A 26,145-nucleotide genomic window follows, 5' to 3' on the forward strand; every position below is an offset into this window, starting at 1 on the left:
TTATGAAAAACTATGTACTCACTCTTTTTCTGGTGATGGCTGTAGTAGGTAGTACTATGGCCCAGACCGTTACCGCGCCGCAAACCACTGCTCCCGTGCAAGCCACGGCTATAAGGCAAGGGAACTGGATGATTGGAGCAGACCTGGCCTCCATCGGGCATAATTTCAAATCTGAGACCTTTACCCTGGATGTGGAACCTCGGGCCGGATTTTTCATCAGCGACAACGCCGCCATTGGGGCGCAGGTGCAGTTGGGCCTGCAACTATACGACGGGGGAGAAACCTTCAGCTATGGCTTAACGCCTTTTGTGCGGTACTACTTCCCGGAAGGAGCCGCGCCTACGCACCGCTGGTTTGGCGAGGCCCTGGTGGGTTTTGCCGGGAGCAACCTCAAAGACAATGAAGGAGATGCTTTCTTTTCAACCGTGTACGGCGTACGGGCCGGCTACGCGCATTTTGTGGCTACCAACGTTTCTTTAGAAGGGACCCTTAACCTAGTGCGGAGCAATGCCAACATTGATGTGGGCTCTGGTACCACCGGACTTTCTTTAGGGCTAGGATTCCAGATCTACCTGCCTTCCAGAGGCAACAGGTAAAACTACCTTTGGTGGAGAAGGAAAATCGGCCTTGAGACCTGCGAAGTGAGACTTGACATATGTGATTACTGGTAACTCAAAAATTATAGAAGATTGAATTAGTACAGAAAGCCTGTTTTAGAGCCGTTTTGAAAGAAACGGCTCTAAAACAGGCTTTCTAATTTTGGAAGCGGGTAAAGCAAGCTAAAGAAGAGGGAGGCAATCATCACACAAAAAAGAGCCCTCTCAGGTTTCTTACCTAAAGAGGGCTCTTGTATAATTTAAGTGGGAAGAATAGGCCAGAAGCTTCGGTCTAGGCTTTTCTGGTGAGGATTAAACGCCGTGGTGAAGCGCTTTCAATGCCTCGTCGTTACCGATTTTTTCGGCCATTTCCAAGGCGGTAAGGCCGCGGCTGTCTCTGATGGTCTGGTCGGCTCCGTATTCCGTGACCATGCGCATGAGTTCGTGGCGACCGAACATCACGGCAAACATCAGGGCGGTGCCGCCGCTGTAGTTTTGGATGTTCAGGTCGGCGCCCCGGGCAATCAGCAGTTCGGCGATATCGGCGTAGCCTTTGAAGCAAAGACCCATCAAGGCGGTGTTGCCGCTCATGTCCTGCATGTTTACGTCTGCCCCCGCATCTAGCAATGCTTTGGTGGCCTCATAGTTTCCCTCATAAGAAGCCAGAATCAAGGGCGTGAAGCCTCTTCCGTTCTGTATATTAATGTCTACCCCTTCGGCAATCAACTCCTGAATGGTCACCACATCTCCTTTGCGGGCCGCGTCAAACAGGATATCCTCAATTCTTGTCGATGTAAAGTTCATGTTATGGCTTTGATTGAAGTGCACTCACTTTTGTCCATACGTAATACATTCAGGAATGACTATGTTTTAGGACTTCTTCATTCGTTCTCTCTGATTCTTAGGATGAAAAATTTGCAGAAATCAGGACAAGAGGGGTTTTAGCGGCAGTAGAGCGGCAAAAAGAGGCTGCTTTTCTGAAAAAAGGGTCCTAAACGGTGCGCTTTTCTCCAGAAACACGGGTATATCTTATCTTTTCTGGAAAAGCATGGTTAGGATTCTGGGGATGTTGGAGGTGTCGTTGTTGTCAAAGTACTCATTAAGATCGGCCAGGGCCAGGCCGTGCCGCTTGGCGGTTTGGGTGAACTCAGAGACCGGGTGCACAAAGCACTCCACTTCCTGCCTACCGTCTGGCGTGTCAAAGCGGGCTTTGGTGCCCATGTACTGCTTGAAAGGGTGCAACTCGCCCACATACACGTACCCGCCCCGCAGAAGGCTGTGGGCCGCCTGCTCAAAGGCGTGGTCCAGGTACTGGATGTGCTCCAGCACCAGGCTGAAAGTGACTAGGTCATAGTGGCCGCTTCGGAAGTTCCAATCGCCCAGGATATTGGCTTGGGTGAAATGCACGTGTTCTGCCTGCACTTTTTCCCGGGCCTTCTGGAGCATCTCCTCCGATAGGTCGATGGCGGTTACCTCACGGGCTTTCTGGGCCAGGAAGAGCGTGTTCTTGCCGGTGCCGCAGCCAACCTCCAGGCACCGCTGAAAGGAAAGCGGGTGCAGGGTAGTGCGCAGGGCCAGGCCCTCCAGGTCGCGGGTGCGGTTCTGGTTGGTGTCATACTGGGCGGCCCAGGTGTTGTAGGCTTCTCTTGTGTTCATGCGGGTGTTTTAAGGCCGAAAATCAGAAAATAGGCTTAAACAAGCGAGTTGAAACGTTCCTGCGTCATTTCCCACCGCTTCACGGGTTGCTCAAAATTGATCCAGCCTGGGGTGGTGGTGTATTCCTTCACAAGTTGGAAGCCCGCTTTCTCCAAGGTTTGGTGGGGCGCCGGGTTGAGGGCATACGGCTCTGCGTAAACGCTCTTCAGCTTAAGGTTGTGGAAGAAATAGGGGAGGGTCATTTTCACGAAGGCGGTGCCCAGGCCTTTTTGCCGGAGGCCCGAATTCCAGAGGTGCAGGTGCATGGAGGCTTCCTGGCCGGGTACTATTTTGTTTACGTTGGAGTGACCTACGGCCTGGCCATCGGCTTGCCAGATAAGGCAGTAAGAGGGTTTTTCCTCCAGCGGGGTCTGCACGTGCCGGCGAAGCGTTTCGCGCCATTCGGCCTGGTCTGGCATCTTGGTCAGGTCAACGCCCATGCCTTCTAAAAAGGCTTTGTCTGCGCCAAACCAGTAGTGCATGAGGGCATCAAGGTCCTGCTCCTCCAATTCCCTAACCGATAAAACCTGATTTTCCATTGAAGCAAAGGTTTACTAGAAAAAGGTAGCAAAAGGCCTCTGGTATGGCCGCCTGGGAAAGGGTTTTCCGTAAGGTGCCATACCAGAGGCTACATCCTCTGGAAGCGAGAACCTAATCGCGTTTAGAGTCTCGCTTCTGCTGCTTCTCCGCCCTTTTTTCTTTCAGGCTTTTGGTAGGTTCTTTTTTGCCTTTCTCTTTGGAGGGTGACTTTCCTTTGGCCATAGTGGTACAGTTTAAGTGTGGAGTACGTGATTAAAGATAAAGAATTATGCAGAAATACAATGCATTACACCTTGTGTCTCTGAACAAGAACGCGGTCTGCCTCCTTATGGTAGGTAAATACGGAAGCTTGGTCCCCTGAGGTTTGCTTAAAGGGTGTTAGGGTTGATAGGCTTTTCTGGCCTTCTTTTGGAAAATCGGGGTAAAAACAGGCCAAGCTACCGCGGCTGTTGGAAAAGAGATGCAAGCACTGGGCGGTGTAGCAGGAATATCAGTTGCTGTAGCTGCGCAAGCCGATAATGTCTAAAACTTTTTCCCGGGTGAGTGGTTTCCGTAAATAAGCCGAAACGCCGAGTTCCTGGGCGCGTTCCTGGTACATTCTGTTGCCGTAGTAGCTCAGCACCACTATTTTGGGTTCTGTGTGGCGCGGAAGGTTTAGTTGGTGCAGCCTCTCCAGAAACCCGAAACCGTCCATGTCGGGCATCTTGATGTCCAGCAGCAGCAGTTCTGGGAAACGGTTGGTGCCGCGGCGGCTCGCCAAAATATCCAGCGCGTCTTGCGCCGTGGAAGCCGTGGTGACCTTGGTGCCCATGCCCATGGACGTGAGCAGATCCTTGATGAGGAAAAGGCTGGACGTGTCATCGTCAATCACCAGGATTTCCCCGGTGTCTTGGTAAGCAGTGAAAAGTTGTTGGGCCTCTGACATAGCTATGGGGGAAAGCTTTTAGGTGGGTATTTATTAAAGGTACTATTTATTTCCGGCTTTGTCCAGAACATATTTCTGTAACATAACTATATATAGCTTCATTAATACAATTAAAGTGCATTTTTGTGCTTGAGAAATCTTTGACTAGTCAGCTCACCTGAAATGGAAAATACATTACCTGTCTCGCATGCAGCCCTGCTTGAGCGGACCGCCGAGACCTTTCACCAGGCTTATTTTATTTACCACTGCGGAAAACACCAGATGCAGTACCTCAACCAGGCTTTTAGGGAGGTAGTTGGCCTTTCCAGGGAAGAAGCCCTGGCAGATGCCTCCCGTTTGTTGCAGCAGGTGCATCCAGACGACCATTCTTTTTTGATGGAGCAGTACCAAAAACTACAGGGCAAAGGCACCCAGAAGGGAATAGAGGTAAGGCTGGTGTTGCCCGGCCAGAATCTTAAATGGGTTTGCCTGTCGGTCACGGTGCTGGAAGAAGCCGGGGAGCGCTACCTGTGCGGCTTCGCCGAGGATGTAACCCTCCGGAAAGAGTACCAAAACAATATCCTTAAATTTAACTCAAAAAAGAACTCCACCTTAGAGATTCTGTCGCATGACCTGGCAGCTCCTTTCCAGAACATCCAGGGAATGATGGGCATGCTGGAGACCGAGATTGAGTCTGCTAGCCCAGCCACGGTGGAACTCATGGACTACATAAAGGAAAACGCGAAGAAAGGATCAGACATGATCCGTGATTTCGTGGACAATGAGTTTTTGGAGTCGTCGCAAGTGGTGCTGCACAAAGAGCGGGTGAATATTATCCAAAAGCTCACCATCATGATGGACAACTACCAGCACCTGGGCGGCGCCTTGCTGGAGAAAAACTTTGTAGCCCAATTGCCCTCTGAACCCGTGTACGTTTACCTGGATGTGATGAAGTTCATGCAGGCCCTGAACAACTTGGTATCCAACGCCATTAAATTCACGAACGACACCGGCACCATCACCACTTCTCTGGAGAACCTGGACAATTCCGTGATCATCAAAATCTCCGACGACGGCATTGGCATTCCCGAGCACCTGCAGCCGGTCTTGTTTGATAAGTTCACCAAAGCGCGCCGTGAGGGCTTGCACGGCGAGAAAAGTGTAGGCCTGGGCATGTCCATCATCAAGAACATTGTAGAACTGCACAAGGGCAACATCTGGTTTGAAAGCCACGAAGGACAAGGGTCTACGTTCTTCGTGGAAGTCCCCAAAGCCTGATGAACACGCCCCAGTTTTAAGCCCGATTTCCTAAAAAGTGGCTTGAAATAGTGGTTAGTTGTGGAAGAAAAATCCACCACAGCCTAAAAGCTAGTGGGAGCGATTAACTCAGCAGAATCACTTTATCGTTGCGGTAGATATCTATACCCACGCGGGTGAGGTGCTTGATGCTGATCCGGACCTCGTACTGGGCCATTTCCCCCTGTTCTTCCCGTTCAAACCGGTGGTTCTCGCCCAACAGCGACTTCTTCTCTGAGACAATTTCGCCGTTGTATTTGATGGTCTCCTTGCCGGTATAGGAGTTGTCTACTTCTATTCTTACCGCGTCGGACAGGTTAAGGGTGAGCACGTTCATGGTTATCGGATTTTAAGTACAGGTAGAGATTTTTTGTAATGCCTTTCCCAGAAGGAAGGAATTACTGACACCTGCATTAGTCTACTTTGCCATGATTTTATTACAGCCAACGTGCGCAGCTTTCAAGAGAAAAACGCTTTTGTCTCTGGTTGACTTTGGTGGGATGGTATTTGCCGTTTCTGGCCCCTATTTCTTCAAACAGACCTAAATTGAGTTTTGTGCTTTCTGCCTTGTATGATGCTAATTTGTAGCAAACATTGGCTCAGGCAAGAAAGAGATAAAGGGAAATTCCTGGCTTCTAGGTGGAGCTTATTTGTTCAGAAATTCCCCCTCCGCGAATGGCTCTTCATAGTACCGTCTAGAGATGTTCCATTTGATAGAAGCAATGTTCTCCGTCACCAGAGTGTCTGTGTAGAAGCTGGTTTGTGCGGTGTTGTAGGCCGACGCGGCGTGTTGCATCTTCAGTTCTGTAAAGCACTTGCGGCCACCGCCAACCAATCGGCCTGCCTTCTTTATTTCCTTCCCTTGTTTGGTTTTGATAACCATGGAATAAATGCCCTCTACTTCGCGGGTGAAACACATCTCAAATGATTTCTGGTTTACAACTTTGAACGATGTCATTTGGATGGAAGAATCTATGCCTCCGGAGCAACCAAGCAGGAACAGAACCGAGACGAAGGCAAGCAGCTTTATTTTCATGAGGTAGTCATTTGACGCAACGCTTTTATCTAGCTCATTCTTGAGGCCCAGAACAGAAAGCGAAGCCAAAGGTACAGATAACTTCCCGTTCCCGGCGGAGGTTCCCATGCTTTCGTAGACGCCCATAGAAAAGGCCAGTTGATACAAACCCGCAAAGGATCGCGTCAACTGGCCATCAGGGCAGATCAGCCAAGATTTAATAATTTAGTTGTAGATAAGGTCCGATTACTTTTGGGACTAAAGGGTCCCATCTGCCTTTATGGAGACTTCCTGGATACCTGATTTCTACTAACCTGTTTTTGGCTTAATCATAGTCTTCAGTCTCCACGGGGACTGCCCCGGCTGAGGTGCCATTCAACAGGAAGGTGATGACCGACTTGCCAAACCAAAGCCCGTCCTGCACGCCGCCCGCCTGGATTTCTTCCTTCGCATTTTCCAGCATCCGGGAAAGAAATTCTATCCGTTGGTGCGACTGCTGGCCTTCTGCGGTAGTTTTAGACAGATCCTCAATGATGCGACCTGTTTCCCGCAGTGATTCCAGGATGCTAGGAATAGCCTCCTCTGATTCGCTCGTATAGGTTTCCAGGTCCTCTAAAATGTCTTGCAGCTGCTGAGCAATCTCTTCCCTTATTTCCATAATATGTATATCCTTCTTTTTAGCCTTATTTAAGTAATCTATCGTAAAAACGCCTCTTTCTTCCTTCAAGTAAGCTTTTGTAAGCTGCTTACCCTATGAAAACAAGCGCGTCTTTTTCTTTTTGTACAATTAAATTAATATTAGGCACTATTAAAAGTAATAAGTAGAAATAATTAAATAAATAAGGTATTTACGATCTCTGCGACAAGGAGTTGAATGTCATCCTACTGATTATGCCTGGAAATATTCCTGTAACACGTTGCTCATGGTAGTTGCTTGTGAAGGTTGATACTTGGGCTAAGTGAATCGAATCTTACGAAGGCAGGTTTTAGAGCTCTTTTCTGAAAACAAGCCTAAAATGGATAGGTGATCCTTCTGCCATAGACTGGAGTCTTAGGGTTGGAGGAGAATGGAAATCATCCAATGTAAAATAAGCAAGTGCTAAGTTGATTAGTGGCGAGGTGTCCTAGGAGGAAGTTTTGGAACGTGGATAAGTAGCAATTGCTAACATTGTTGTCAACATTGGTCTTTTTGTATATAGACTGGCTGAATATATTAGCAACTTGGCTTTGGAAGGAACTCCCACAAAGGAGCGAGGCTTTAACTCTTTTTCGTAGCTCAAAGGTTTATACTACCTACTCCTAAGATACTAGTGGAGAAGTTGAGAGGCAACTATGTATTTTTAGAATAATGGTCCAGCATCTCCTTCAATTACAACAAAAACCAAGAGAGCCCGAGTTGATTCTACTCAGCTCTGGCTCTCTTGGTTTAAGGGAGAGGTTCTCAGGGCTAACCTTAGGGGAGGTGTACTTTTAGGTAAGGGCAAGAAGCGAAGTTACTATAAGGTCGCTACTTGAAAACCAGTAAGCCCTTTGAAAACTACATCGTTCTTATTCTGTAAGGGTATGTATAGGCAACAGGTACAGCGGATCCGCCTTTCATGGCTGGTTTCCAATGGCCCTTTGTGAGCTTAAGCACTCGGAGCGCCTCCGCATCAACCGAAGGGTCAAGTGATTTAATGATTTTAAAATCAGATAAGTTACCTTGGGCGTCAATCACAAAACTATAGACACCTTCGCCATTCACCCCATGTCTCTGAGCCACCGGCGGAATCCTGAAACTATTGGCCAAGAACCTGTGAATGGCTCCCTCTCCATACTTTGCATATTTAGGAGCGCTGAAAAGTGGGGCCTGGTCTACTTCCTCCACGGTATAGATGCGGGTAGAATCTTGTGGATTAGAGGAATTGTCTGGTGCTTGTTGCGCATGGCTTGCAAAGGAGAGGGCAAGCACCATGCCCATGGATAGTACTACTTTTTTCATGTGGGATAGTGGATATGATTTGTGATTAAACGCTTTGATACTTTTGGTCTTTCTAGATTACACGGGTTTTAGTTTGTTTTTCGGGCCTTTCTGTTCTTTCACCAGGGCTTTGAACAAGCGCAACTGCTCTGGAGAAAAATCCCTTTTGGGGACTATGTTGGCGACCTGTGGGGTCAACCATATCAGAACCCAACTCTTGGTTTCGGTGACGCTGTAAACCTTGTCCCAACTGAGTCTCGATTCAAAAGATTCTCCCGTTATCTGGAAGTTATCCTGATCAAATTGGTACAGCAAAGGCTCGCTCACCCGCTTATTTGTTTTGTAGCCCTTCTTGGCGGCATAGTAAATATGACCAGGAATTCCTACCGTAAAATACAAGCCGAAGGCCAAGCCTATCCAGGGAATCTCGTTAAGCGCACCGGTTACGTACAGGAATAGCACGCTTAACAGCGCAAGGATGCCAATCCCGAAAATAAACCTGCTATTCCATTTCTTGAAATAGAGGTAGAAATTGGCTTTTATGAAGTCCTGCTCACTTAACTGGGTGGAGAGGGTAAGCTTATCCATGGAGGGGGTAATAATTGATTCGCTGAATTGGCAATGAGCGGCGAGTTTAGGGCTTCTTTTCTACGAAACAACCTGTAAAGGGAAGGCTGCGGGAAAGGAATTTGGCAGGCCTTTGACTATATCCCGGCACCTCCCAAAATCTCCAGCACTTGTCCTTTTTCTGGTTTGCCCGCCAGCAAGGGCATCGCCTGAGAAATCAATTCCCTAACGCCAGGCACATGCAGCGATTGGTCATGGTCTTCCTGGCTATCCCAAACCTCAGTCACCAAAACAGCGTCTTCCTGGGTTCTGTCTTTGCTGACCAGGTACAATCGGCAGCCCTTCGCGGTGGAAACCAGTTGTGCTGCTTCCAGAAGGATGGAGGCGAGTTTGTCACTGTTCCCTTGGGTTGCAGTTAACTTTCCGTGGAGGCCGTATTTGTTCATTTACTAAGTAGGGGTTTGTTGATAGTAGGCTGTGATTAAAAAGAATAGAACCCTTGTGCCGGCTAAGTTGGTTGTTATTTACTTACTATCCTTTATAAATATAGGATAAGTTAACCCCCTTGATAGCCCTACAAGATTTATTCCTCTCCAAAATACAAGAATTTCTACTGGGTGTAAAGGGTAGCCTGTTAATTGTAACAAAAATATGCAAGAGGATTAGTAGAAACGGTGTTGAATGGCCTCTATGGTACGTAAAACCTGCAAACAAAAAAGCCCTCCCAGCTAAGAACTGGGAGGGCTTTTTTGTTTGGTGGCCACGCCAGGAATCGAACTTGTTGCTTTTGCTTACTATAAGTTTGCTATATCAAATTAAAAACCTATGTTTTTAGGCGTTCAGTAGGGTTTGATACATAAAAGAGATTAAGTGAAGTTAAAGTAGAATAAGAATTGGTGTCCGAAATGTTTCCGAAATTCGGAAACGTATATACCTTTGGGTTATACCAATAGCACTCGCTATGACACTGAACTATTACCTGGACAAACCCAAGGCGGAAGGGGATACCGCCATCTACCTTTTCCTGAGGATCGGCAAACAGACCATCAAGATAAAGACCGGCCAGTACATCAACCCCAGGTACTGGAACACCAAACCCGACAAGAGCGGAAATCACGTGAAGCGGAACTTTACCGGCTGTGTGGAGTTCAACGCTTGGCTGGACAACCGCCGAAGCGAGATGCTCAAGCTCTACAACCGGCTTACCGCCTCCGGGAACATATCCTTCGAGGAATTGAAAGAGGCCTTGCTTTCCCATCATGGGGAGAAGGAACCGGAGCGGGTGGTGGGCTTCCTAGAGCATCTGATGGACTTCATAGCGGTAAGGTCCACCGAGCTGGGTAAGGCCACGCTGGCGAAATACAGAATCCTCTACAACCACCTGGACGGGTTCAGCAGGCACCAGCGGTACAGGCTCTCCTTCGAGGCCATCGATATGCGCTTCTTCGACCTTTTCCGCACCTACCTGATCCAGGAGAAGAGACACACCGACAATACCCTCTGGAAGGACTTCGCCACCCTCAAGACATTCATGGGGTGGGCCCAGGAGCGGGGGCTGCACCAGAACCTCGCCTTCAAGAAGTTCAAGACCCTGCAGCGCGAGGCGGAGATGATTTACCTCACCGAGCCTGAGCTGATGAAGCTCTACCACGCTGAGCTCCCGGTGGGCGGCAAGCTGGACAGGGTGCGGGACGTGTTCTGCTTCGGCTGCTTCACCGGCCAGCGCTATTCCGATATAGCGAATCTTAGGCGCAGTGATATCAGGGGCGACCGATGGGTGCTTAGGTCGGTCAAGACGGATACCACCCATAACGTGCCTCTCAACGGGTTCGCTTTGGCCATTCTCAGCAAGTACGATGGGGAGGAGCGGCCCCTGCCGGTGATGAGCAACCAGAAGACAAACGATTATCTGAAGGAACTGGGCGTGTTGCTGGGGATCGATGACCCAGTTACCATCACCCGGAAACTAGGTAATGCGAGGGTAGCGGAGACACAGCCGAAGTACACCTTCCTCAGTACCCACACGGCCCGGCGTACCTTCATCACCCTGTCACTGGAGAAAGGCATGCGGCCGGAGGTGGCGATGCGGATCTCGGGCCACACCAACTACGCCACTTTCAAGAAGTACATCAAGATCAGCGAGAAAGTGACCGAGAACGAGATGAACGACATCTGGCGGCTGCCAGCCCAAATGAAGGTGGTAAGTTGATATTGATTGCTATCAAGGCATTCTTGATATAGCTATTCTTTAGAAAACCAAGGGAGTCTACTGCGAAATAGGCTTTAAAGAAATCCACATCCTGGAGGCCTCACCACTGGGCTGAATCTATTATAAATAGGATGGCAGCCCGGACATATGTGCCAGCTCATCCGGTTGTGCGTGCTCCCCTCGTGGCTAAAGGAGAGTGCTTGAGGGTGCATGGCCAGGTAGTTGTCCTAGTTGCCTATAAAACCTGTAGGCACAACCTACTGCCATAGCCAATTGCCATCATGAACCTCAGTGAAGATTAACTGGGAGCAGAGAAGATTAACTGGGAGCAGAGCATTTTAATGGCCGTCCTCGTCAAATTTCATCAACTCACTCAAGGGTATCTCTAACGCCTCGCTCAGAGACAGGAGAATATCCAAGGTTGGCGCGTTCCTTCCGTTCTCAATCCGCAAAACGGTTATCTTGGTGATATCAGCCGTATCGGCCAAGGCCTGCTGCGAGAACCCCTTCCTTTCCCTCAGCCTCCTGAGGTGATCTCCGAACAACTCTATCTTTTTTGGGTATTTCACCCCCAAAGGTGGCATGGCTCATCTTTCCTGTTGGTAACAAAATTGATACCAATCCAGTAAGCCAATTCTAACTTCAAGGTTACTAAGCAAGGAGGAAAGTGATCAATTCCACAAATCTAATGAATGGTATGTACAGGACCTGCACCAAATGCGGCATCGCCAAAGTAGAGGAGACCGAGTTCACCAACCGCTCCTCAAAAAACAACCTCAAGAGGAGCGTCTGCAAGATCTGCGAAGCGGAATACTTAAGAATGAAAAGAGCCCCTAAGCTTCAGGCCAAGCGGGAAGCCAAAGAAAGGGTACGGCTAGAGGCCCTTGCCAGCCCAGTCAAGAGATGCACCGGCTGCCTAGAGGAGAAGCCAAAGAGTGAGTTCAACAAAGCCAAGTCGGGCATCGGGGGATTAACTGCCTGGTGCAAGGCCTGCTACAGGAAATGGGTGGAGGACAACAAAACACATCTTTTCTATAAAGGGAGAGAGTACCGGGAGAAGAACAAGGAAACTTTAAAGGAGAAGAAAAGGGAATACGCCAAAACCGAGAAAAGCAGGCAGCAGCGGAAAGAGTACATCCTCCAGCGCCCTGAACTGAAGAAGAGGATATCGAACAAATACGCCAGGAACAACCGGGAGAAGGTAAAGGAGATAGGCAAGAGGTGTTTCCATAAGAACCCGGAGAAATACAGGAAATACAGCAGGGAGTACATGCGGAATAAAATGAAGACTGACCCCAGTTTCGCGGTAGAGTGCCGGCTCAGGTCCCGTATAATCAGCGCACTAAAAACAACAGGGGCCAGGAAGGCAGCCAAAACGATGGAGCTCCTAGGCTGCTCCATCGGGGAGTTCAGGAGCCACCTGGAAAAGCTTTTCAAACCGGGGATGTCCTGGGAGAACAGGGGGGAGTGGCACATTGACCACATCATTCCCTGCGCCTCCTTTGACCTCACCGACCCTGAGCAGCAAAAGGTTTGCTTCCATTTCATGAACCTGCAGCCCCTTTGGTGGAGGGAGAACATCATAAAAAAGGACAAGATCAAAGAACCGGTCCAGATGTCGATCCCTTTGCAGTTTGGATTATAAATGGATATCCGTTCTCATCCGGAATTGGAAGAGTTAAGTGGAGAGCTTACCACACCTTATGGCGTGGTATACCCGTCAGTTCCCCGTCCTGTTCCTCCCAAAGGCGCCACATCTCACCAGAGCATCTGCTCACCAGGGAGCTTCCCTTGTAGGTCATCTGATACGACTCCGGCCGGAACGGCTTGCCGGGTACCACTACCTTGATGTAGCCTTTCTCCAGGAGTGCATTGACAGAGTCATACAAGCAGTGCAAGAAATAAGCCCCAGAGAGATAGGCGTCAACCTTAGCAGTTGTGAAGGGGTACTTGGCCAGGGAGAGCCGCTGGCAGGCGCAGAGCACCTCCCAGTCCCGCTGCCGCAGACCGGTCTTTTTCTTGAGGTCCTTGAGGACCCGGTGCTGCACGGCCAGAATGCCGGAGATATCGGATAGCGGGATGTTCATGCGTTACAGGGGATGTAAAAGGGTGGGATCAGAGGGTGGCTGGAGCGGACATATGTATGGCTCTTAGGATTTACAAACCCTCGAGCCCAAACTGTGCAGACCATACCTGAATTTACGAAATAAAGGCCACATTTCCGGGGGATAGCCACTCTGCGCAAGGGAGTTCCCACTGAAAACATTGCCCAAACCAAGGACTGGCATCTGGTTTCCCAGAGGAATGTGGCCTCCCTTGTCATGTTTAAACACCAAGGGCTTTCCCCACCGTCCAAGCACAGTGACCTCCAGTGCCGCGCCTCGTTTAATCACATTGAAACCCTATCCCCGCGCAGACCGCAGGTTTGTATAACTTATTGGATGCCAGTCAAAACACCTTGAGATTCTCTTTAAAATTGTCAAACTATTATGTAAATTATAGAATAAAGATTAGGATTTGTTTTCATTTTAAAAACCATACCATGAGAAAAGCAACCATTTTCGCAGTGGCGCTGCTGTGTGGCATCGTATCACACCTGCAGGCCCAAACATCCCCTCCCATCGTGGGCACCTGGGAGATGGTCTCCATGACCGGAAAAGACGGAACCGGCGCGCCGATAACCCGGGACGTGAGCGCCGTCAAACAGTACAAGGTCTTCACGCCCACGCACTGGATGTACATCGTGAAGGGGGTGGTGCGGGACACCCTCAGGATGGAGGGGGACCACGGGACCTACACCCTGCAGGGTAATAAGTACGTCGAGAAACTGAGCGATTCCGCCACTACCGCCTTCACCATGAAAGTGGAGGGGGACAGACTCTACCAGGACGGCCACATCCTAATGGCCGACGGCAGGAAGGTGGAACTCCACGAGGTGTACCTGAAGGTGAGCGGAACCCCCAACCCCGACAAGTCACTGGTAGGGGCCTGGAACTTCCTATCGTCATACATCATGGCCGACGGGAAGAAGGTGACCGACACGGCCAAGAAGGAGTTCCAGCTCATCACCCCCACGCACTTCATGTCGGTGGAAAGGGGCGGGGAGAAGCAGAGGACCGTAGCCCTGGGCTCCTACACCCTCTCCGGCGGCAAATTCAAACCCAAGTTTATCCTTACCCCCGCAATGATGAACGAGAAGGACCGGTATGACATCACAGCCAAGGTGGAGGGGGACAAGCTCGTGCTGAAGGGCACCACCACCACCGCGGTGGACGGGAAGGTCTATGAGTGGGGCGTGACCTACCAGCGGGCCGACGCGAAGCAGGCGAAATTGGTCGCAGGCAATAAATAAGGACCAGCCATTTCCTCCTTTGCCTTTTCTGTTCCAATTCCGCTGCTCATCTCCCATAGGCTGTCAGCGGCACCTGCTGTATCAAAAAAAGTACTGCCGAAACAGATGCCTCTCCCGCATTGGAGGGGCAGCCATATTTAAACTTGACCTGTATCAGGATAAGCTAATGCTTTTTTTGATACAAATGTCTATATTGTGGTTCTCTAGCCATACCCTAAAGCCTCATGAAAGCAGCCCTCTACCTCCGTGTCTCCACCTCCAAGCAGAACACCGACCGCCAGCTGAGCGAACTCCAGGACTACGCTAGTAAGCATGGCTTTGAGGTGGCCTACACGGCCTGTGAGACGGTCTCCGGCACGAGGCACAGGTATCAGCGCCCCGGCATGGAGAGGGTGCTGGAGATGGCCAGTAAGGGCGAGATCACGGAAGTCATCTGCCTAGAGCTGTCGAGGCTGGGCAGGGACGCCATGGACGTGCGGAGCCTCATCCTGGAGCTGGCGGAGCACGGGGTCTGCACCCACGTGGTGAACCGGAGCCTGCGCTCGTTGGACAAAAGGAGGAGGAAGGACCACGTCACGATGATGGTGCTGGGCATCCTGGCGGATCTGGCCGAGATGGAGCGGGAAACCACCGTGGAGCGGATCGTCTCAGGCCAGCAGGAGGCCAAGCGGCAGGGCAAGCACATCGCCCGGCCGAAGGGGTCTGTGAAGAGCACGGAGCGGTTCCTGGAGGAGAACAAGAGAGTCGTGGAGTACCTGAGGGAAGGCCGCTGCTCCGTCCGGGAGATCGCCACTCTGTGCGGCGTCTCGCCAAACACCGTGGTGAAGGCCAAGCGGGCACTTAGTGCAGAAAGTGCAACCCTCCCGCAGGCGATTTCTGCCTAACCATCCCCGCCATTATCAACGAAAACTGGAGAGATCTAAGTAAAGGTTGGGTTTACGTTTCCAGGCAACGACCTTCAACAGGGGCTGTCTTGCCATAATCGGAAAAAGATTCAGCATGGCATAACCAGACCCACCCGGTCAGGCCCAAAGCGTTTCAATCCCGCGAACACACCCCCACCCAATGAATACAAGTCACCAAGAATCATATACTTCTATTCAATTTTGCCAGCCTGAGCCATCTGCTTTAATAGTCATGCCATATCCCCCGCTGGTAAGCCATAGTAGAAGGCTATAGGCTTAACTGTCTTTCCCTGCAAAGCTGGTGGCCCACGATCAAGGCCTTCTTCACCCGAGGCAGTTACTCGTTGTAGGATCAGAGAATCCAAATTTTGTCACCTCCAAAGTAGCAGGGCTTTCTTTGCGCTTGTCAGGCTTCCCGGCTACCAATAGCCGCGGGAGCTACCCTTGATATATTCAACACCTTCTCATTTAATACTATTCCTGATATTGAATAGGCCATCCCCATGGACGATTATACCTAGAAGTAGGTAATTGTAAAGCGGATAAAATATATCAAATTTGATAAAGTATTGCATTTTACAAATATTAAGCTTCTCAGGCGAGTCCCATAACAGTTAATTTATTATTGATTATAGTTCCCAGGGAACTAGCCGCTTCTAAAAACCCAGAAGTTCTACTTGCCTACAGAGTCCTTATTATCCCCATGCCATTGTTGAATCTTTCATTTATAAAAGATATGGAACGAAACCTCTACCCACCCTACCTGCTTTCCCTACTTGCTTTCCTATCCCTTTTGGGCCCGCGGGCCTCGGGCCAAGGCAAGCTCCAGGTCCAGGTCCAGGTCTATGATAGGGCGAACACCCCAGGGTTGCCGACAAACGTTTTCCAGCGGATAGGGGTTGACGGCAAGGGGCATGTGTGGGCCGGCACGAACGGGCTGGGGTTGGTGAAACTCAACCCGATAACCAAGGCGGCGGACAGCATCACTTTCATCGCCTTTCCCACCCACCAGGTCAGGGCCATCGAGCGGGACGGGAAGGGTGATATCCTCGTGGGGTCCGGGGCCGGGGGGATACAGGCGACGGGCGGTGGGATACGCAGGTTCACACAGGGAAGCATGACCCCGGCCAGCACCTGGAACTCCGAGGCAGAGATCGTTTCCCGGTATGTCAACGGATTGGCCGAGGGACCGAACGGGACGCTCTGGGCCGCCCATGGCCAGACGGTTGCCGGCGGGATCACCAAAGAGGGCGGGGTAGGCGTGTTCAACGGCACATCCTGGAGGAAGCTCCAGGGGTCGACCCTGCCGGGGAAGGATGTCAGGGTGCTTTCGGTGGCAAGGGTCGGCAAAAATATGTGGGTGGGGGTAGACAGGTCTTGCCAGACCCCCGGCGCCTGCTCAGCACCTGTCATAGTAGAGTTCGAGGACTATTCAGAATTAGGGGGGACAAAGCAGCGTGTCGTTTCCGGGGGGCTCTCATCTTTGAATGATGCCGGGCTGCCGAGGGTGATATTCCATGACGCCCCAAGGAACCTCACCTGGGTGGGGTTAAGCTCAGGGACGGGTGTGGCGGTATATGACCATGCAAAAGGCTCTTGGGCCGTATTGGGGAGCGAGGTCACAAAGCTGCCGGAAAACACGGCCGTCAGTTTCGGCTCGATCAAAGCGGATAGCAAGGGGAATATCTGGATAGGGACCTCAAACGGGCTGCTGCGGTTCAATGGGGATGGTTACGCCAGTCCCAGAAACTGGACTTTGTACACCACCGAAGACGGATTGCCTGCCAATTTTATCAATGGGGTCGCAGTCGACAAGGATGAGAGTGTCTGGTTGGCGACCTCGGCCGGGATTGCAAAGGCGGTCCTTAGGTCCGAGATGAGCGTCGTGAATGTATCAGCGGACCTTCCTGAGGGAAGGAGAATACTCAGCCCAATAGAAAAGGCAGAGGTAAGCCTGTTCGACGGTACCACCTTGATTGACAAAACCGCCACCGGGAAAGAGGGGGAGTTCTCCTTCTCCAAAAGCACCGATCCCAAGAAAGCCTACCGGTTGGAGGTATCCACTGGAACTGGTGCAGATAAAATGGTAATGAGTATAGACAATGTCGATGTCGGGAAGATAGGCCAGATCAGGTTCCCCCAGAGGGTACGGGAACAGGTCAGGGAAAACGAGGAATCCATATCAGAATTCGAAATCAAGCCTGGGGCATTCACCGATCCCCTCTCGGTTCCCATCAAGGTAGAAGGCTATGTGGATGAGGCAAACAACATTTCCTCCCTTATCGATAAGGATTGGAGAAATCTGAAGGAAAAGGGCTTGGAAAGGGACCAGTCCTTGGAAGGGATGGAAAGGGTTCTGCTGGGGCAATATATAACCAAGGAATACTTCGACCAAAGCAATGAGTTAACCGGCAAGCTTCTGTCCTTCGCCCTCGAGTTCTCCAAATCTCTGCTGGACCTCGCCTCTTTCTCAAAGAAGACGAATGTTGAGCTAAAGGAAAGTGCGGAGGAATTACAGAAAAAGATCGAAAACAATGAATTCCCAAGCTTTATCGAGAAGGAAAAAGCCGTTAAACAACTTGCCTTATACAAGGGAGCAATCATTAGCGGAAGGATTGCCCTTAAAGCAACCATCGACATTCACAAGGAGGATATCACCAATATGGCTCTGCAGAAATTCGGTGACTCAAAAACCGCCAAAAATGTATTGAACGAGGTTTTCTCCCTTTTATATCAGGTAATCGACAACTACAACCCTTTGGATCCCTCAGACTCTGCCTGGAACTTCATAGAGGCCAAAGTCAAAGACATCATCGTGTATCATGGGGCGAGGCAACTGAACGAGAGGTACTATATCCCACAGACCAAGCCTTATGTGCAGGACATAGTGGAGCACGCCGAGTTGCAAAAAGAAAGCGGCAAAACCTTCCTTGCCGCCGCCGCCGCCAATACGCAGCTTGAGAAGACAAAGGAAACCATTGGCTCCACTATTTCCAGGGGCGATCTGCTAGAGTTGACCTCGAACGTCTCCTCCACCGCAGCAGACCTCGGCGAGACAATTTCCCCTTTGTTGGTTTTAGCCAGTGGAGGTCTCTTAACCCCATTCGCCTCAGGCCTATATGCGACATCGAAAGCCATGAAGGCGATCTCCATCCTTAGCACGGGAGCTGCATTCGGCACCTATCTGTACAGGTACACCCAGGTGCCGGACGAACTGAAGGTGGGGATCGACAAAAGCCTGGAAAGGAAAGGAAGGGGGCATGTCGGAAAGGCCAGATACGGTAGCGAGGCTTTGGAGAAAACCCTTAAACAGGTGAATGACTCGCTGCAGGTGCTTAAAGTTGACTTGGATGCCAACAGAAGCGAGGCAGTTGCAGGCCATATGGAGGGATTGGGCAGGCTGGTAGACCAGCTTGGCAAAGATCTGACCGACGCAAGGGGATACGTGTATGCCGTGACCCCTAATGCCATCAAGGCCTCAGTTGGCTTCGAAGATGTCTATAACCGGACTCTCCAGGCCTTCGGTGACCATGATATGAGCAAGCTTCTGGTAAGTAACCACCTGACCAGTTACCTGATCGAGCCCGGTTCGGAGGAATACCGAGAGGCACTTTCCGGTGAGATAGACTCCTTGGTGCTGAACAACGGGCTCTTGGTTGAGGCCCTAAGGGAAATGGTGGAGAAAACCTCCTCGGTTGAATCGGAGGCTTTCGTTATGGTGAACCAGGTGCTGCACCCTGATTCCATCCTGCTAAACTCGACGTTTCCCTTGGCCATAAGCTACAAAAACCATGGAGGCTCCCCGAGCGAAGCGTTCAGGGTATCCCTCAAGCCGTCCGATGATCTATCGGCCAGCAGAACCGGGATTGATGTACCCGCGTTGGGACCGGGGGAGGAACGGACAATCACGCTACAGGTTTCCGCAGGGGATGACCTTTCCATCAACCCGTCGCTTATCGTTTCTTTCGAAGGGGTGGACGCTTTCCCGAGGACCATCGTTTTCCAGCACGGTGCCTCCATCTTCACCCAGCAGAACTGCTTCACCCCCAAACCCAGCATCTCAGCCTCGGGTTCCCTGCTAACCTCCAGCAGTGCCACGGAAAACCAGTGGTACCTGGATGGAAAGATAATCAATGGGGCAACCAATCAGTCCTATACCGCTACAAAGTCTGGGGTGTATTCCGTTCAGGTCAATGGCAGCTGCGGGTTGAGCGAGATGTCTGCCGGCGTCACCTTCAACGTGACCGGTATCGAGGAGGAACTCGCAAACGCCATTCGGGTCTACCCCAACCCCACCACAGGGAGACTTCGGGTGGACACGGAAGGAAGGGCGGAACTGAGAAAGCTCACGCTTTTCTCCTTGCAGGGGAAAGTACTCTTGGTGCTGGAGGGGAAGGGGGGAAAAAGGATTGACATGGATGTAAGGCACCTAGGAAAAGGAGTGCTTATCCTTCAGCTTCAAACCGATAAGGGGACGATACACAGGAGGATTCTCCTTAATTAAGGTTGGTATGGAAATGGGGCCTTCATATCCATGAAGGTCCCTTCCCTCTCGACTATAACCAAAGCAATTATAACCTTATTTGTGGCTGAGAACCTGGTTTGATGAGGAATTGGTTTACTGTCAAGCGCCTTTTCATCAAAGAAGCGCCCTCTCTCCGCAAGAAAACAAACAGACCTTCCAAAATCTGACCTACCCGGTCATACCCAAAGGGTTTCAATCAAGCGAGCATATGCCCACCCTTGAAGTACAAGCCACAGACATCTAATCCTCTCATTTCGGTTTATGGTTATTTGGTCCTCATTTAACATATGAGGCATTATAGGGTAGGCGAATAATCCTCGGTTTAAAATAAAAAGGGTTATCGGATAGGTGAACTACCTATTAATTGAGCATCCGGTAGTCATTCGGTGAATACCCCACTCGCTGCTTGAACAAGCGGGTGAAATGTTGGGGGTACTTGAAGCCCAGCTCATAGGCAATCTGGGCAACGGACTTGCTTTGGTCAAATACCCTTTCCTTGGCCACGTCAATCACCTTAGCTTGGATGTAGTCCTGCGCGGTTTTCCCAGTTTCTTTTTTAATCAAGTCCCCGAAATAGTTGGCCGATAGGTTCAACTCACCCGCACAGTAGGCTACGGATGGCAGGCCGATCGTCTGTGGTTTGTCTGTCTGAAAATATTCGTTCAGAAGGTTCTCGAACCTCTCCAGAGCTCCCTTGTGGACATTGTCGCGGGTGATGAACTGGCGGTCGTAGAAGCGGACGCAGTAGTTCAGCAGGAGCTCGATGTTGGAGGCGATGAGCCGTTTGCTGTGCTTGTCAACGGCATGCTCCAATTCATACTCGATTTTCGAAAAACAGTCCAAAACGATTTTCCGCTCCCGCTCCGAGAGGTGAAGCGCCTCATTGGACTGGTAGCCGAAGAAGGAGTAATCCTGTATGTGGCGTCCCAGGTCGGTACCGTGTATCAGGTCAGGGTGAAAAACAAGGGCATACCCTTTCGGCTGGTAGACCTCCCCGCTGCTGTCAACCGTGACCACCTGTCCAGGACCTATGAACACCAGCGTCCCTTCCTGGTAGTCGTAGGTAGCCCGGCCATACCGCAAATCCCCGCATACCACCTCTTTCAGGAAGATGGTGTAGAAACCGAAGAACATGTTGGAGGCTGCCCTGGGGCTTGCCTTGGATAAATCCACCACACTCACCAGCGGGTGCAGTGTCCCGTGGTTGTTAAAGGCGTTGTAATCGCCTACCGTCTCGAATCTTCTCAGGTTATCCATAATCTCATTTGGTTTAAGCCATTCAAAAATAACGTTTTACCCGCCTCTAACCTGAAGGCCCTGCCCCGATCAGTAATAATGGTATGGATACCCGTAATCTGTATAACACCAAGGTATATACGGCCCCATACCTTTGCCGTAGTAATAATGTCAAAGTACAAATAGATTGAAGACTATGGAAACCGTCAAATTGAATAACGGGGTGGAAATGCCCATGTTGGGGTTCGGGGTGTTCCAGATCCCTGACGCAGAGGAGTGCGAGAGAAGTGTGTACGAAGCTATCCAGACCGGCTACCGCCTGATTGACACTGCAGCTTCCTATATGAATGAGGAAGCCGTCGGGAAAGCGATAAAAAGAGGCGGGGTGGCAAGGGAAGACCTGTTTGTCACCACCAAGCTATGGATCCAGTCCAACGGGTATGAAGGGACGAAAAAGGCCTTTGAGGATTCCCTCAGGAAACTACAGTTGGATTACCTGGACCTGTATCTCATCCATCAGCCCTATGGTGATGTATATGGTGAATGGAGGGCCATGCAGGACCTGTACAAAGAGGGGAAAGTAAGGGCCATCGGCGTAAGTAACTTCCAACCGGACAGGCTGATTGACTTGATTGTCCATAACGAGATTACTCCGGCGGTCAACCAGATTGAGACGCACCCCTTCCATCAGCAGATAGAGTCGCAGCAGTTCCTGGAGGAGAACAAGGTGCAGATACAATCGTGGGGGCCGTTTGCCGAGGGAAAACACGACATCTTCTCAAACGGGCTTTTGGCTTCCATAGCCGGTAAGTATGATAAAACGATCGCCCAGGTGATCCTACGCTGGCTTACCCAGAGGGGCGTGGTCGCCATCCCAAAATCAGTACGCAGGGAACGGATGGAGGAGAACTTCAATAGCCTCGATTTTACCCTAAGTGCAGAGGATCTGGAAGCCATTAAAGCGTTGGACACCAAAACAAGCAGCTTCTTCGACCACCGCGATCCGGCTATGGTTAAATGGCTCGGGGAAAGAAAACTCGACATCTAAAACCCTCCAGAGACGAAAACATGCAAAAGAGAATATTAGGTGAAAGCGGCTTGGAAGTATCTACCCTGGGTCTTGGCTGTATGGGTTTAAGTTTTGGTTATGGCCCGGCAACAGATAAGCAGGAGGCAATACAACTCATTCGGTCAGCATTTGAGCGCGGTGTCACTTTCTTTGACACGGCCGAGGCGTATGGCCCATTTGAGAACGAAGAACTACTCGGGGAAGCATTGGAGCCGTTCCGCAGCCAGGTGGTAATCGCCACCAAATTCGGTTTCAAGGAGGGTAAAACTACCTTAGGGCTGGATAGCCGCCCCGAGAATATAAGGGCAGTGGCAGAGGCGGCGCTGAAACGCCTGAGGACCGATGCGATTGACTTGCTTTATCAGCACCGGGTGGATCCCAACGTACCCATCGAGGATGTCGCAGGAACGGTCAGAGACCTGATCCAAGAGGGGAAAGTAAAGCACTTCGGCCTTTCGGAGGCAGGAGTCAGCACAATTCGAAGAGCGCACGCCGTCCAACCGGTAACGGCGCTGCAAAGCGAATACTCGCTTTGGTGGCGGGAGCCGGAAAAAGAGATCCTGCCGACCCTGGAAGAACTGGGAATAGGCTTTGTACCCTTCAGCCCGCTCGGGAAAGGTTTCCTTACCGGGAAAATCGACGAGAACACCACGTTCGACAAAGGCGACTTCCGCACCACGGTTCCGCGTTTCTCGGAGGAAAACCGCAAGGCTAACCAGGCTTTAGTTGGTTTGCTGGGCACGATGGCACAAGAAAAAAATGCAACCGCCGCCCAGATAGCCCTTGCCTGGCTACTGGCACAAAAGAGGTGGATTGTCCCTATTCCGGGCACCACCAAATTTCACCGTTTGGAGGAAAATATAGGATCAGCGGAGATCACCCTTAGTACTGACGATCTCATAGAAATCAATCTGGCTGTCTCAAAGATTGACGTGCAGGGTGGCAGGTATTCAGAACAGTCCCAGAAGATGGTGAATCGTTAGGCCGTAGCAAGTGCAATAATGTATAAAAGAGCTGGTAAAGAGGAAATCGTTCTACTTACCGTTCACCCGGGTTCTTAGATAGGAAAGCTAACCTCCTTAATATAACCCACCCCTGAAAGAAGCAGGGCAAAACCAACTTCTCTCACCACTCAAATTCAACCATGGAGAATACGACAAGCAACAACTCGAAAAGCGGAATGAAACGCCGCGACCTACTTAAGACCGGTTTGCTGCTGGCCGGAGCGGCTATGCTGCCCAGCGCTTGCACCACGCTGGCGGCAAGTTCAACCAGCGGCAACGCATTGCCCTCCAACCAGAAAGCCTCCACTGTCAAGGGCCGCCGGAAACTGGGCAAACTGGAAGTGTCCAGCGTAGGACTGGGGGTGCAGAATATGAGCCGCAAGTATACCACGGAGGTTCCTTCCCGGACCGAGATGCACCACATCATCCGGACTGCTTTCGACCAGGGGGTCACCTTTTACGATGCCGCCGAGGCCTATGGGCCGCATGAGGTGGAACGGATCCTGGGCGAGGGCGTCGCCCCCTTCCGGGATAAAGTGGTCATCACCTCGAAGTTCGGCTGGAACATCGACCAGGAGACGGGAGCACGGCGACCCGGCTTGAACAGCCGTCCGGACCATGTCAGGAAAGTGGTGGAAGGGATGCTGAAACGCCTTCGCACCGACCGTATCGACCTGCTGTACCAGCACAGGGTAGACCCGGCGGTTCCGATCGAGGATGTTGCCGGTTTGATGAAAGACCTTATCACAGAGGGAAAGGTGCTGCACTACGGTCTTTCCGAACCGGGCCTACAGACCGTGAGGCGGGCCCACGCCGTCCATCCCGTCACGGCTATCCAGAACGAATACTCGCTCATCTGGCGCGGGCCGGAAAAAGAGGTCATTCCCCTCTGCGAGGAGCTGGGCATCGGTTTCGTGCCGTGGAGCCCATTGGGTGTGCAGTTCCTGACCGGCTGGATTGACGCCAACACCCGTTTCGCCCCGGGCGACATCCGAGCCGTAGAGTCCCGGTTCTCTCCGGAGAATCTACCGAACAACCTGAAGCTGGTGGATTTGGTGAAGAAGTGGGCTGCCCAGAAAGAAGCCACCCCTGCCCAAATATCACTGGCTTGGCTGATGGCGCAGAAACCCTGGATCGTGCCTATTCCTGGGACCACCCAGATGGCGCACATGCTGGAAAACAACGGAGCCGATCACGTGCGGTTTTCCGCGGAGGAAGTACGTCAATTCACTGCCGAATTAGCCCAGGTTGAAATCAAGGGAGAGCGCCTGCCGCAGATGGTACTCCAGTTTTCCGGGGTCGAGGCAGCGCCGAAGAAATAAGGTGGGGGCTTTGCCTGACCTGACCGGCCAGAAACCGAAAGGTTGCCAGGCAGGTAGGGGTTACTGCTGAAAGTAGCAAGAGGCAAAACTACCGCCGTTATTGACAGGATGTTACATCAGGAAATCTAAAGAAGAAAAACCATGAGACTAGTATGGTCTGCAATATTATTGATTGTCGGTTTAACCACGCAAGCGGAGGCCCAAAATGCGCCTATTTTCCCGAAAGGCGAAAAGGCGGCCAATGTGCATCATGTGGGGAATGTCTGGCTGAACGAGATAAGCCCGGCCGATAGCACCTTTGCTTTCGGCATTTCCGTGGCCACGATGGAGCGCGGCGCGAGGTTGGATTGGCATAAGCATCCGGGTGGCCAAATCCTGCTGATTACCGAAGGAACGGGCTATTATCAGGAAAGAGGCAAACCGAAGCAAACCGTCCGGAAAGGCGAGGTCGTTAAATGCCAACCGGGCGTGGAGCATTGGCATGGCGCAACCCCTACCACCGGTGTTACCTACCTGGCCACCAGTCCAGCGCTAGACGGGAAAACCATCTGGTTGCAACGGGTATCGGATGCGGAATATTCCAAAACGAACTAGAAGCTTGTTAGACACCTAGAAAGGTAACGCCACTCCTGACCCTTCACTCAAAAGATATACCTCCATGAAAGTATCCATTCTCGGGCTTTGCCTATTAGGATTGACGGTGTTTGTGTCCTGCACCACCCAGAAAAAAGCAGGTTCCCCCGCTGCGGATGCCCCGCATTCGGAGCAGGAAATCATAAACCTCTCCAAACAGAAATGGGAATGGATGGCAGACAAGAAAGCCGATACCCTGGCCGCCCTCTTCCATGAAAACGCCATGTTCGTCCATATGGGGGGAAGCTGGGGAAAGCAACAGGAGGTTAATATCATCAGAAGCGGCGGGATTCATTACAAACATGCCGAAATCCAGGAAACGTCGGTGAAGTTCATCGGTAACACGGCCATCCTTCTGAGTAAGATCCGGCTATTGGCCGTGGTAGGCGGCAACGAGGTCACCAATCCTTTTATAGTAACGGAGGTGTATGTGAAAGAAGGGAATAAATGGGCCTTAGGCTCTCTTTCTTTCACCAGGCTGATGGGTAATTGAAACCCTATCCTACAGGGTATTCAGCCGGTATAATGGGAATCTCGGCCCCAACTAAAGCAATTAAACCGACTACCTCTATGGTACAGCTACTTTTAGTGTTCTTTTTCTTATTCTCCTCTTGCTCTTCCCCCCAAACGGAGGATACTGATGTCAAACCAGCCCCTGGCTTAAATCCAGAAAAAGTATTGATTGTGTATCTGTCCCGGACAAACAACACCAAGGCCATAGCGGAGATAATTCACAAAAAGGTCGGGGGGACTTTGGTCGCGTTGGAGTTGGAGAACCCTTATCCCAAAGACTATAGACAGATTGTGGAACAGGTGGCCAATGAAAATGCCACGGGTTTCCTGCCGCCCCTGAAAACAAGGATCACCGGTATCCAAAACTATGACGTGGTGTTTATCGGCTTCCCTACCTGGGGCATGCAACTGCCCCCGCCCATGAAAAGTTTTCTGAGGCAATATGACCTGAGCGGGAAAACCATCGTGCCTTTCAACACCAATGCGGGCTATGGGGTAGGGAGTACTTTCGAGACCGTGAAAGCCTTGGCGCCCAACAGCAAGATACTGGAAGGCTTCACGACCAAAGGCGGTGTGGAAAGAGACGGTGTTCTGTTTGTGATGGAGGGGGAAAAGGAAAAGCAGGCCCAGGAGGAAATAACGAAGTGGCTGAGGAAAATCAATCTGGCTAAATAGGAGGGTCTATACCCGGATATTTGGCAAATAATACATTTCCCTAAAAGCAATGCATCGATTTAACATAATACCCGAAAATCTTAAGGCTGTTTTCTTCTTGTTTATAGCATCGTCTCTTTTTTCGGCTTG

General features: G+C 51.0%; 27 protein-coding genes. 13 read left to right on the forward strand and 14 right to left on the reverse strand.

Features of this window, described 5'->3' with window-relative positions; genetic code table 11:
* The first annotated feature begins 2 nt into the window (after positions 1-2).
* On the forward strand, positions 3-596 hold the full coding sequence (locus FOA19_RS22130; RefSeq protein ID WP_149093012.1) for a hypothetical protein: 594 nt from the start codon (positions 3-5) through the stop codon (positions 594-596).
* A 312-nt stretch (positions 597-908) separates the two neighbouring features.
* Here the strand turns inward: FOA19_RS22130 and FOA19_RS22135 are convergent, their stop codons facing one another.
* The 4 genes from FOA19_RS22135 to FOA19_RS22150 form a co-directional block, all read right to left on the reverse strand.
* Positions 909-1,400, reverse strand: a complete 492-nt coding sequence (locus tag FOA19_RS22135; protein ID WP_149093013.1) for an ankyrin repeat domain-containing protein — start codon at positions 1,398-1,400, stop codon at positions 909-911.
* A gap of 225 nt (positions 1,401-1,625) precedes the next feature.
* Positions 1,626-2,252, reverse strand: a complete 627-nt coding sequence (locus FOA19_RS22140; protein ID WP_149093014.1) for a class I SAM-dependent methyltransferase — start codon at positions 2,250-2,252, stop codon at positions 1,626-1,628.
* 35 nt (positions 2,253-2,287) lie between these two features.
* A complete protein-coding gene (locus FOA19_RS22145; protein WP_149093015.1) occupies positions 2,288-2,830 on the reverse strand; it encodes a GNAT family N-acetyltransferase in 543 nt (180 codons plus the stop codon).
* 491 nt (positions 2,831-3,321) lie between these two features.
* Positions 3,322-3,756: a response regulator gene (locus FOA19_RS22150; RefSeq protein WP_149093016.1), complete on the reverse strand. Its 435-nt coding sequence runs from the start codon at positions 3,754-3,756 to the stop codon at positions 3,322-3,324.
* A gap of 162 nt (positions 3,757-3,918) precedes the next feature.
* Between FOA19_RS22150 and FOA19_RS22155 the strand changes: the two genes are divergently transcribed.
* On the forward strand, positions 3,919-5,013 hold the full coding sequence (locus tag FOA19_RS22155) for a sensor histidine kinase (RefSeq protein WP_149093017.1): 1,095 nt from the start codon (positions 3,919-3,921) through the stop codon (positions 5,011-5,013).
* Positions 5,014-5,116: 103 nt separating this feature from the next.
* Here the strand turns inward: FOA19_RS22155 and FOA19_RS22160 are convergent, their stop codons facing one another.
* The 6 genes from FOA19_RS22160 to FOA19_RS22185 form a co-directional block, all read right to left on the reverse strand.
* Positions 5,117-5,368, reverse strand: a complete 252-nt coding sequence (locus tag FOA19_RS22160; RefSeq protein ID WP_149093018.1) for a hypothetical protein — start codon at positions 5,366-5,368, stop codon at positions 5,117-5,119.
* 309 nt (positions 5,369-5,677) lie between these two features.
* Positions 5,678-6,175 (reverse strand): hypothetical protein, encoded by a 498-nt coding sequence (locus FOA19_RS22165; RefSeq protein WP_190300513.1) that lies wholly within the window; start codon positions 6,173-6,175, stop codon positions 5,678-5,680.
* A gap of 196 nt (positions 6,176-6,371) precedes the next feature.
* Positions 6,372-6,704, reverse strand: coding sequence for a hypothetical protein (locus FOA19_RS22170; RefSeq protein WP_149093020.1), 333 nt, complete (start codon positions 6,702-6,704; stop codon positions 6,372-6,374).
* Between the two features lie 879 nt (positions 6,705-7,583).
* Positions 7,584-8,027 (reverse strand): energy transducer TonB, encoded by a 444-nt coding sequence (locus FOA19_RS22175; protein ID WP_149093021.1) that lies wholly within the window; start codon positions 8,025-8,027, stop codon positions 7,584-7,586.
* 57 nt (positions 8,028-8,084) lie between these two features.
* The gene (locus tag FOA19_RS22180; RefSeq protein ID WP_149093022.1) at positions 8,085-8,594 is read right to left on the reverse strand and encodes a YcxB family protein; all 510 of its coding nucleotides are present in this window, start codon (positions 8,592-8,594) and stop codon (positions 8,085-8,087) included.
* Positions 8,595-8,710: 116 nt separating this feature from the next.
* Positions 8,711-9,019 carry a putative quinol monooxygenase gene (locus FOA19_RS22185; RefSeq protein WP_149093023.1) on the reverse strand — a complete coding sequence of 103 codons (309 nt, stop codon included), beginning with the start codon at positions 9,017-9,019 and terminating at the stop codon, positions 8,711-8,713.
* A 515-nt stretch (positions 9,020-9,534) separates the two neighbouring features.
* Here FOA19_RS22185 and FOA19_RS22190 point away from each other — a divergent pair.
* Positions 9,535-10,782: a site-specific integrase gene (locus tag FOA19_RS22190; protein ID WP_149093024.1), complete on the forward strand. Its 1,248-nt coding sequence runs from the start codon at positions 9,535-9,537 to the stop codon at positions 10,780-10,782.
* A gap of 338 nt (positions 10,783-11,120) precedes the next feature.
* On the opposite strand, the gene FOA19_RS22195 is transcribed toward FOA19_RS22190, so the two are convergent.
* Positions 11,121-11,366, reverse strand: coding sequence for a helix-turn-helix domain-containing protein (locus FOA19_RS22195; protein WP_149093025.1), 246 nt, complete (start codon positions 11,364-11,366; stop codon positions 11,121-11,123).
* A 104-nt stretch (positions 11,367-11,470) separates the two neighbouring features.
* On the opposite strand from FOA19_RS22195, the gene FOA19_RS22200 reads away from it, so the two are divergent.
* Complete coding sequence (locus FOA19_RS22200; RefSeq protein ID WP_149093026.1) at positions 11,471-12,427, forward strand: hypothetical protein; 957 nt, start codon at positions 11,471-11,473, stop codon at positions 12,425-12,427.
* A 46-nt stretch (positions 12,428-12,473) separates the two neighbouring features.
* Here the strand turns inward: FOA19_RS22200 and FOA19_RS22205 are convergent, their stop codons facing one another.
* A complete protein-coding gene (locus FOA19_RS22205; RefSeq protein ID WP_149093027.1) occupies positions 12,474-12,869 on the reverse strand; it encodes a hypothetical protein in 396 nt (131 codons plus the stop codon).
* A 371-nt stretch (positions 12,870-13,240) separates the two neighbouring features.
* On the opposite strand from FOA19_RS22205, the gene FOA19_RS22210 reads away from it, so the two are divergent.
* From FOA19_RS22210 to FOA19_RS22220, 3 genes are all read left to right on the forward strand, one after another.
* On the forward strand, positions 13,241-14,134 hold the full coding sequence (locus FOA19_RS22210) for a hypothetical protein (RefSeq protein WP_149093028.1): 894 nt from the start codon (positions 13,241-13,243) through the stop codon (positions 14,132-14,134).
* Between the two features lie 224 nt (positions 14,135-14,358).
* A complete protein-coding gene (locus tag FOA19_RS22215; RefSeq protein ID WP_149093029.1) occupies positions 14,359-15,018 on the forward strand; it encodes a recombinase family protein in 660 nt (219 codons plus the stop codon).
* 757 nt (positions 15,019-15,775) lie between these two features.
* Positions 15,776-19,543, forward strand: a complete 3,768-nt coding sequence (locus FOA19_RS22220) for a two-component regulator propeller domain-containing protein (protein ID WP_190300514.1) — start codon at positions 15,776-15,778, stop codon at positions 19,541-19,543.
* A 381-nt stretch (positions 19,544-19,924) separates the two neighbouring features.
* On the opposite strand, the gene FOA19_RS22225 is transcribed toward FOA19_RS22220, so the two are convergent.
* Entirely contained in the window at positions 19,925-20,821 is an 897-nt protein-coding gene (locus tag FOA19_RS22225) for a helix-turn-helix domain-containing protein (RefSeq protein ID WP_149093031.1), read from the reverse strand.
* Between the two features lie 175 nt (positions 20,822-20,996).
* Between FOA19_RS22225 and FOA19_RS22230 the strand changes: the two genes are divergently transcribed.
* Together FOA19_RS22230 and FOA19_RS22235 are read left to right on the forward strand one after the other, a co-directional pair.
* Positions 20,997-21,848: an aldo/keto reductase gene (locus FOA19_RS22230; RefSeq protein ID WP_149093032.1), complete on the forward strand. Its 852-nt coding sequence runs from the start codon at positions 20,997-20,999 to the stop codon at positions 21,846-21,848.
* 20 nt (positions 21,849-21,868) lie between these two features.
* Positions 21,869-22,852 carry an aldo/keto reductase gene (locus FOA19_RS22235; RefSeq protein WP_149093033.1) on the forward strand — a complete coding sequence of 328 codons (984 nt, stop codon included), beginning with the start codon at positions 21,869-21,871 and terminating at the stop codon, positions 22,850-22,852.
* A 142-nt stretch (positions 22,853-22,994) separates the two neighbouring features.
* On the opposite strand, the gene FOA19_RS23615 is transcribed toward FOA19_RS22235, so the two are convergent.
* Positions 22,995-23,327 carry a hypothetical protein gene (locus tag FOA19_RS23615; protein WP_223809027.1) on the reverse strand — a complete coding sequence of 111 codons (333 nt, stop codon included), beginning with the start codon at positions 23,325-23,327 and terminating at the stop codon, positions 22,995-22,997.
* Between FOA19_RS23615 and FOA19_RS22240 the strand changes: the two genes are divergently transcribed.
* The 4 genes from FOA19_RS22240 to FOA19_RS22255 all read left to right on the forward strand — a co-directional run bounded on the left by FOA19_RS22240 (position 23,245) and on the right by FOA19_RS22255 (position 26,016).
* Complete coding sequence (locus FOA19_RS22240) at positions 23,245-24,195, forward strand: aldo/keto reductase (RefSeq protein ID WP_239025670.1); 951 nt, start codon at positions 23,245-23,247, stop codon at positions 24,193-24,195. The two genes, FOA19_RS23615 and FOA19_RS22240, sit on opposite strands and share 83 nt — an antisense overlap.
* 141 nt (positions 24,196-24,336) lie before the next feature.
* Entirely contained in the window at positions 24,337-24,789 is a 453-nt protein-coding gene (locus FOA19_RS22245) for a cupin domain-containing protein (RefSeq protein WP_149093034.1), read from the forward strand.
* 64 nt (positions 24,790-24,853) lie between these two features.
* A complete protein-coding gene (locus FOA19_RS22250; protein WP_149093035.1) occupies positions 24,854-25,321 on the forward strand; it encodes a nuclear transport factor 2 family protein in 468 nt (155 codons plus the stop codon).
* Positions 25,322-25,398: 77 nt separating this feature from the next.
* Positions 25,399-26,016 carry a flavodoxin gene (locus FOA19_RS22255; RefSeq protein WP_149093036.1) on the forward strand — a complete coding sequence of 206 codons (618 nt, stop codon included), beginning with the start codon at positions 25,399-25,401 and terminating at the stop codon, positions 26,014-26,016.
* Positions 26,017-26,145 lie beyond the last annotated feature (129 nt).

The sequence above is a fragment of the Rufibacter hautae genome, assembly GCF_008271695.1.
GTDB lineage: Bacteria > Bacteroidota > Bacteroidia > Cytophagales > Hymenobacteraceae > Nibribacter > Nibribacter hautae.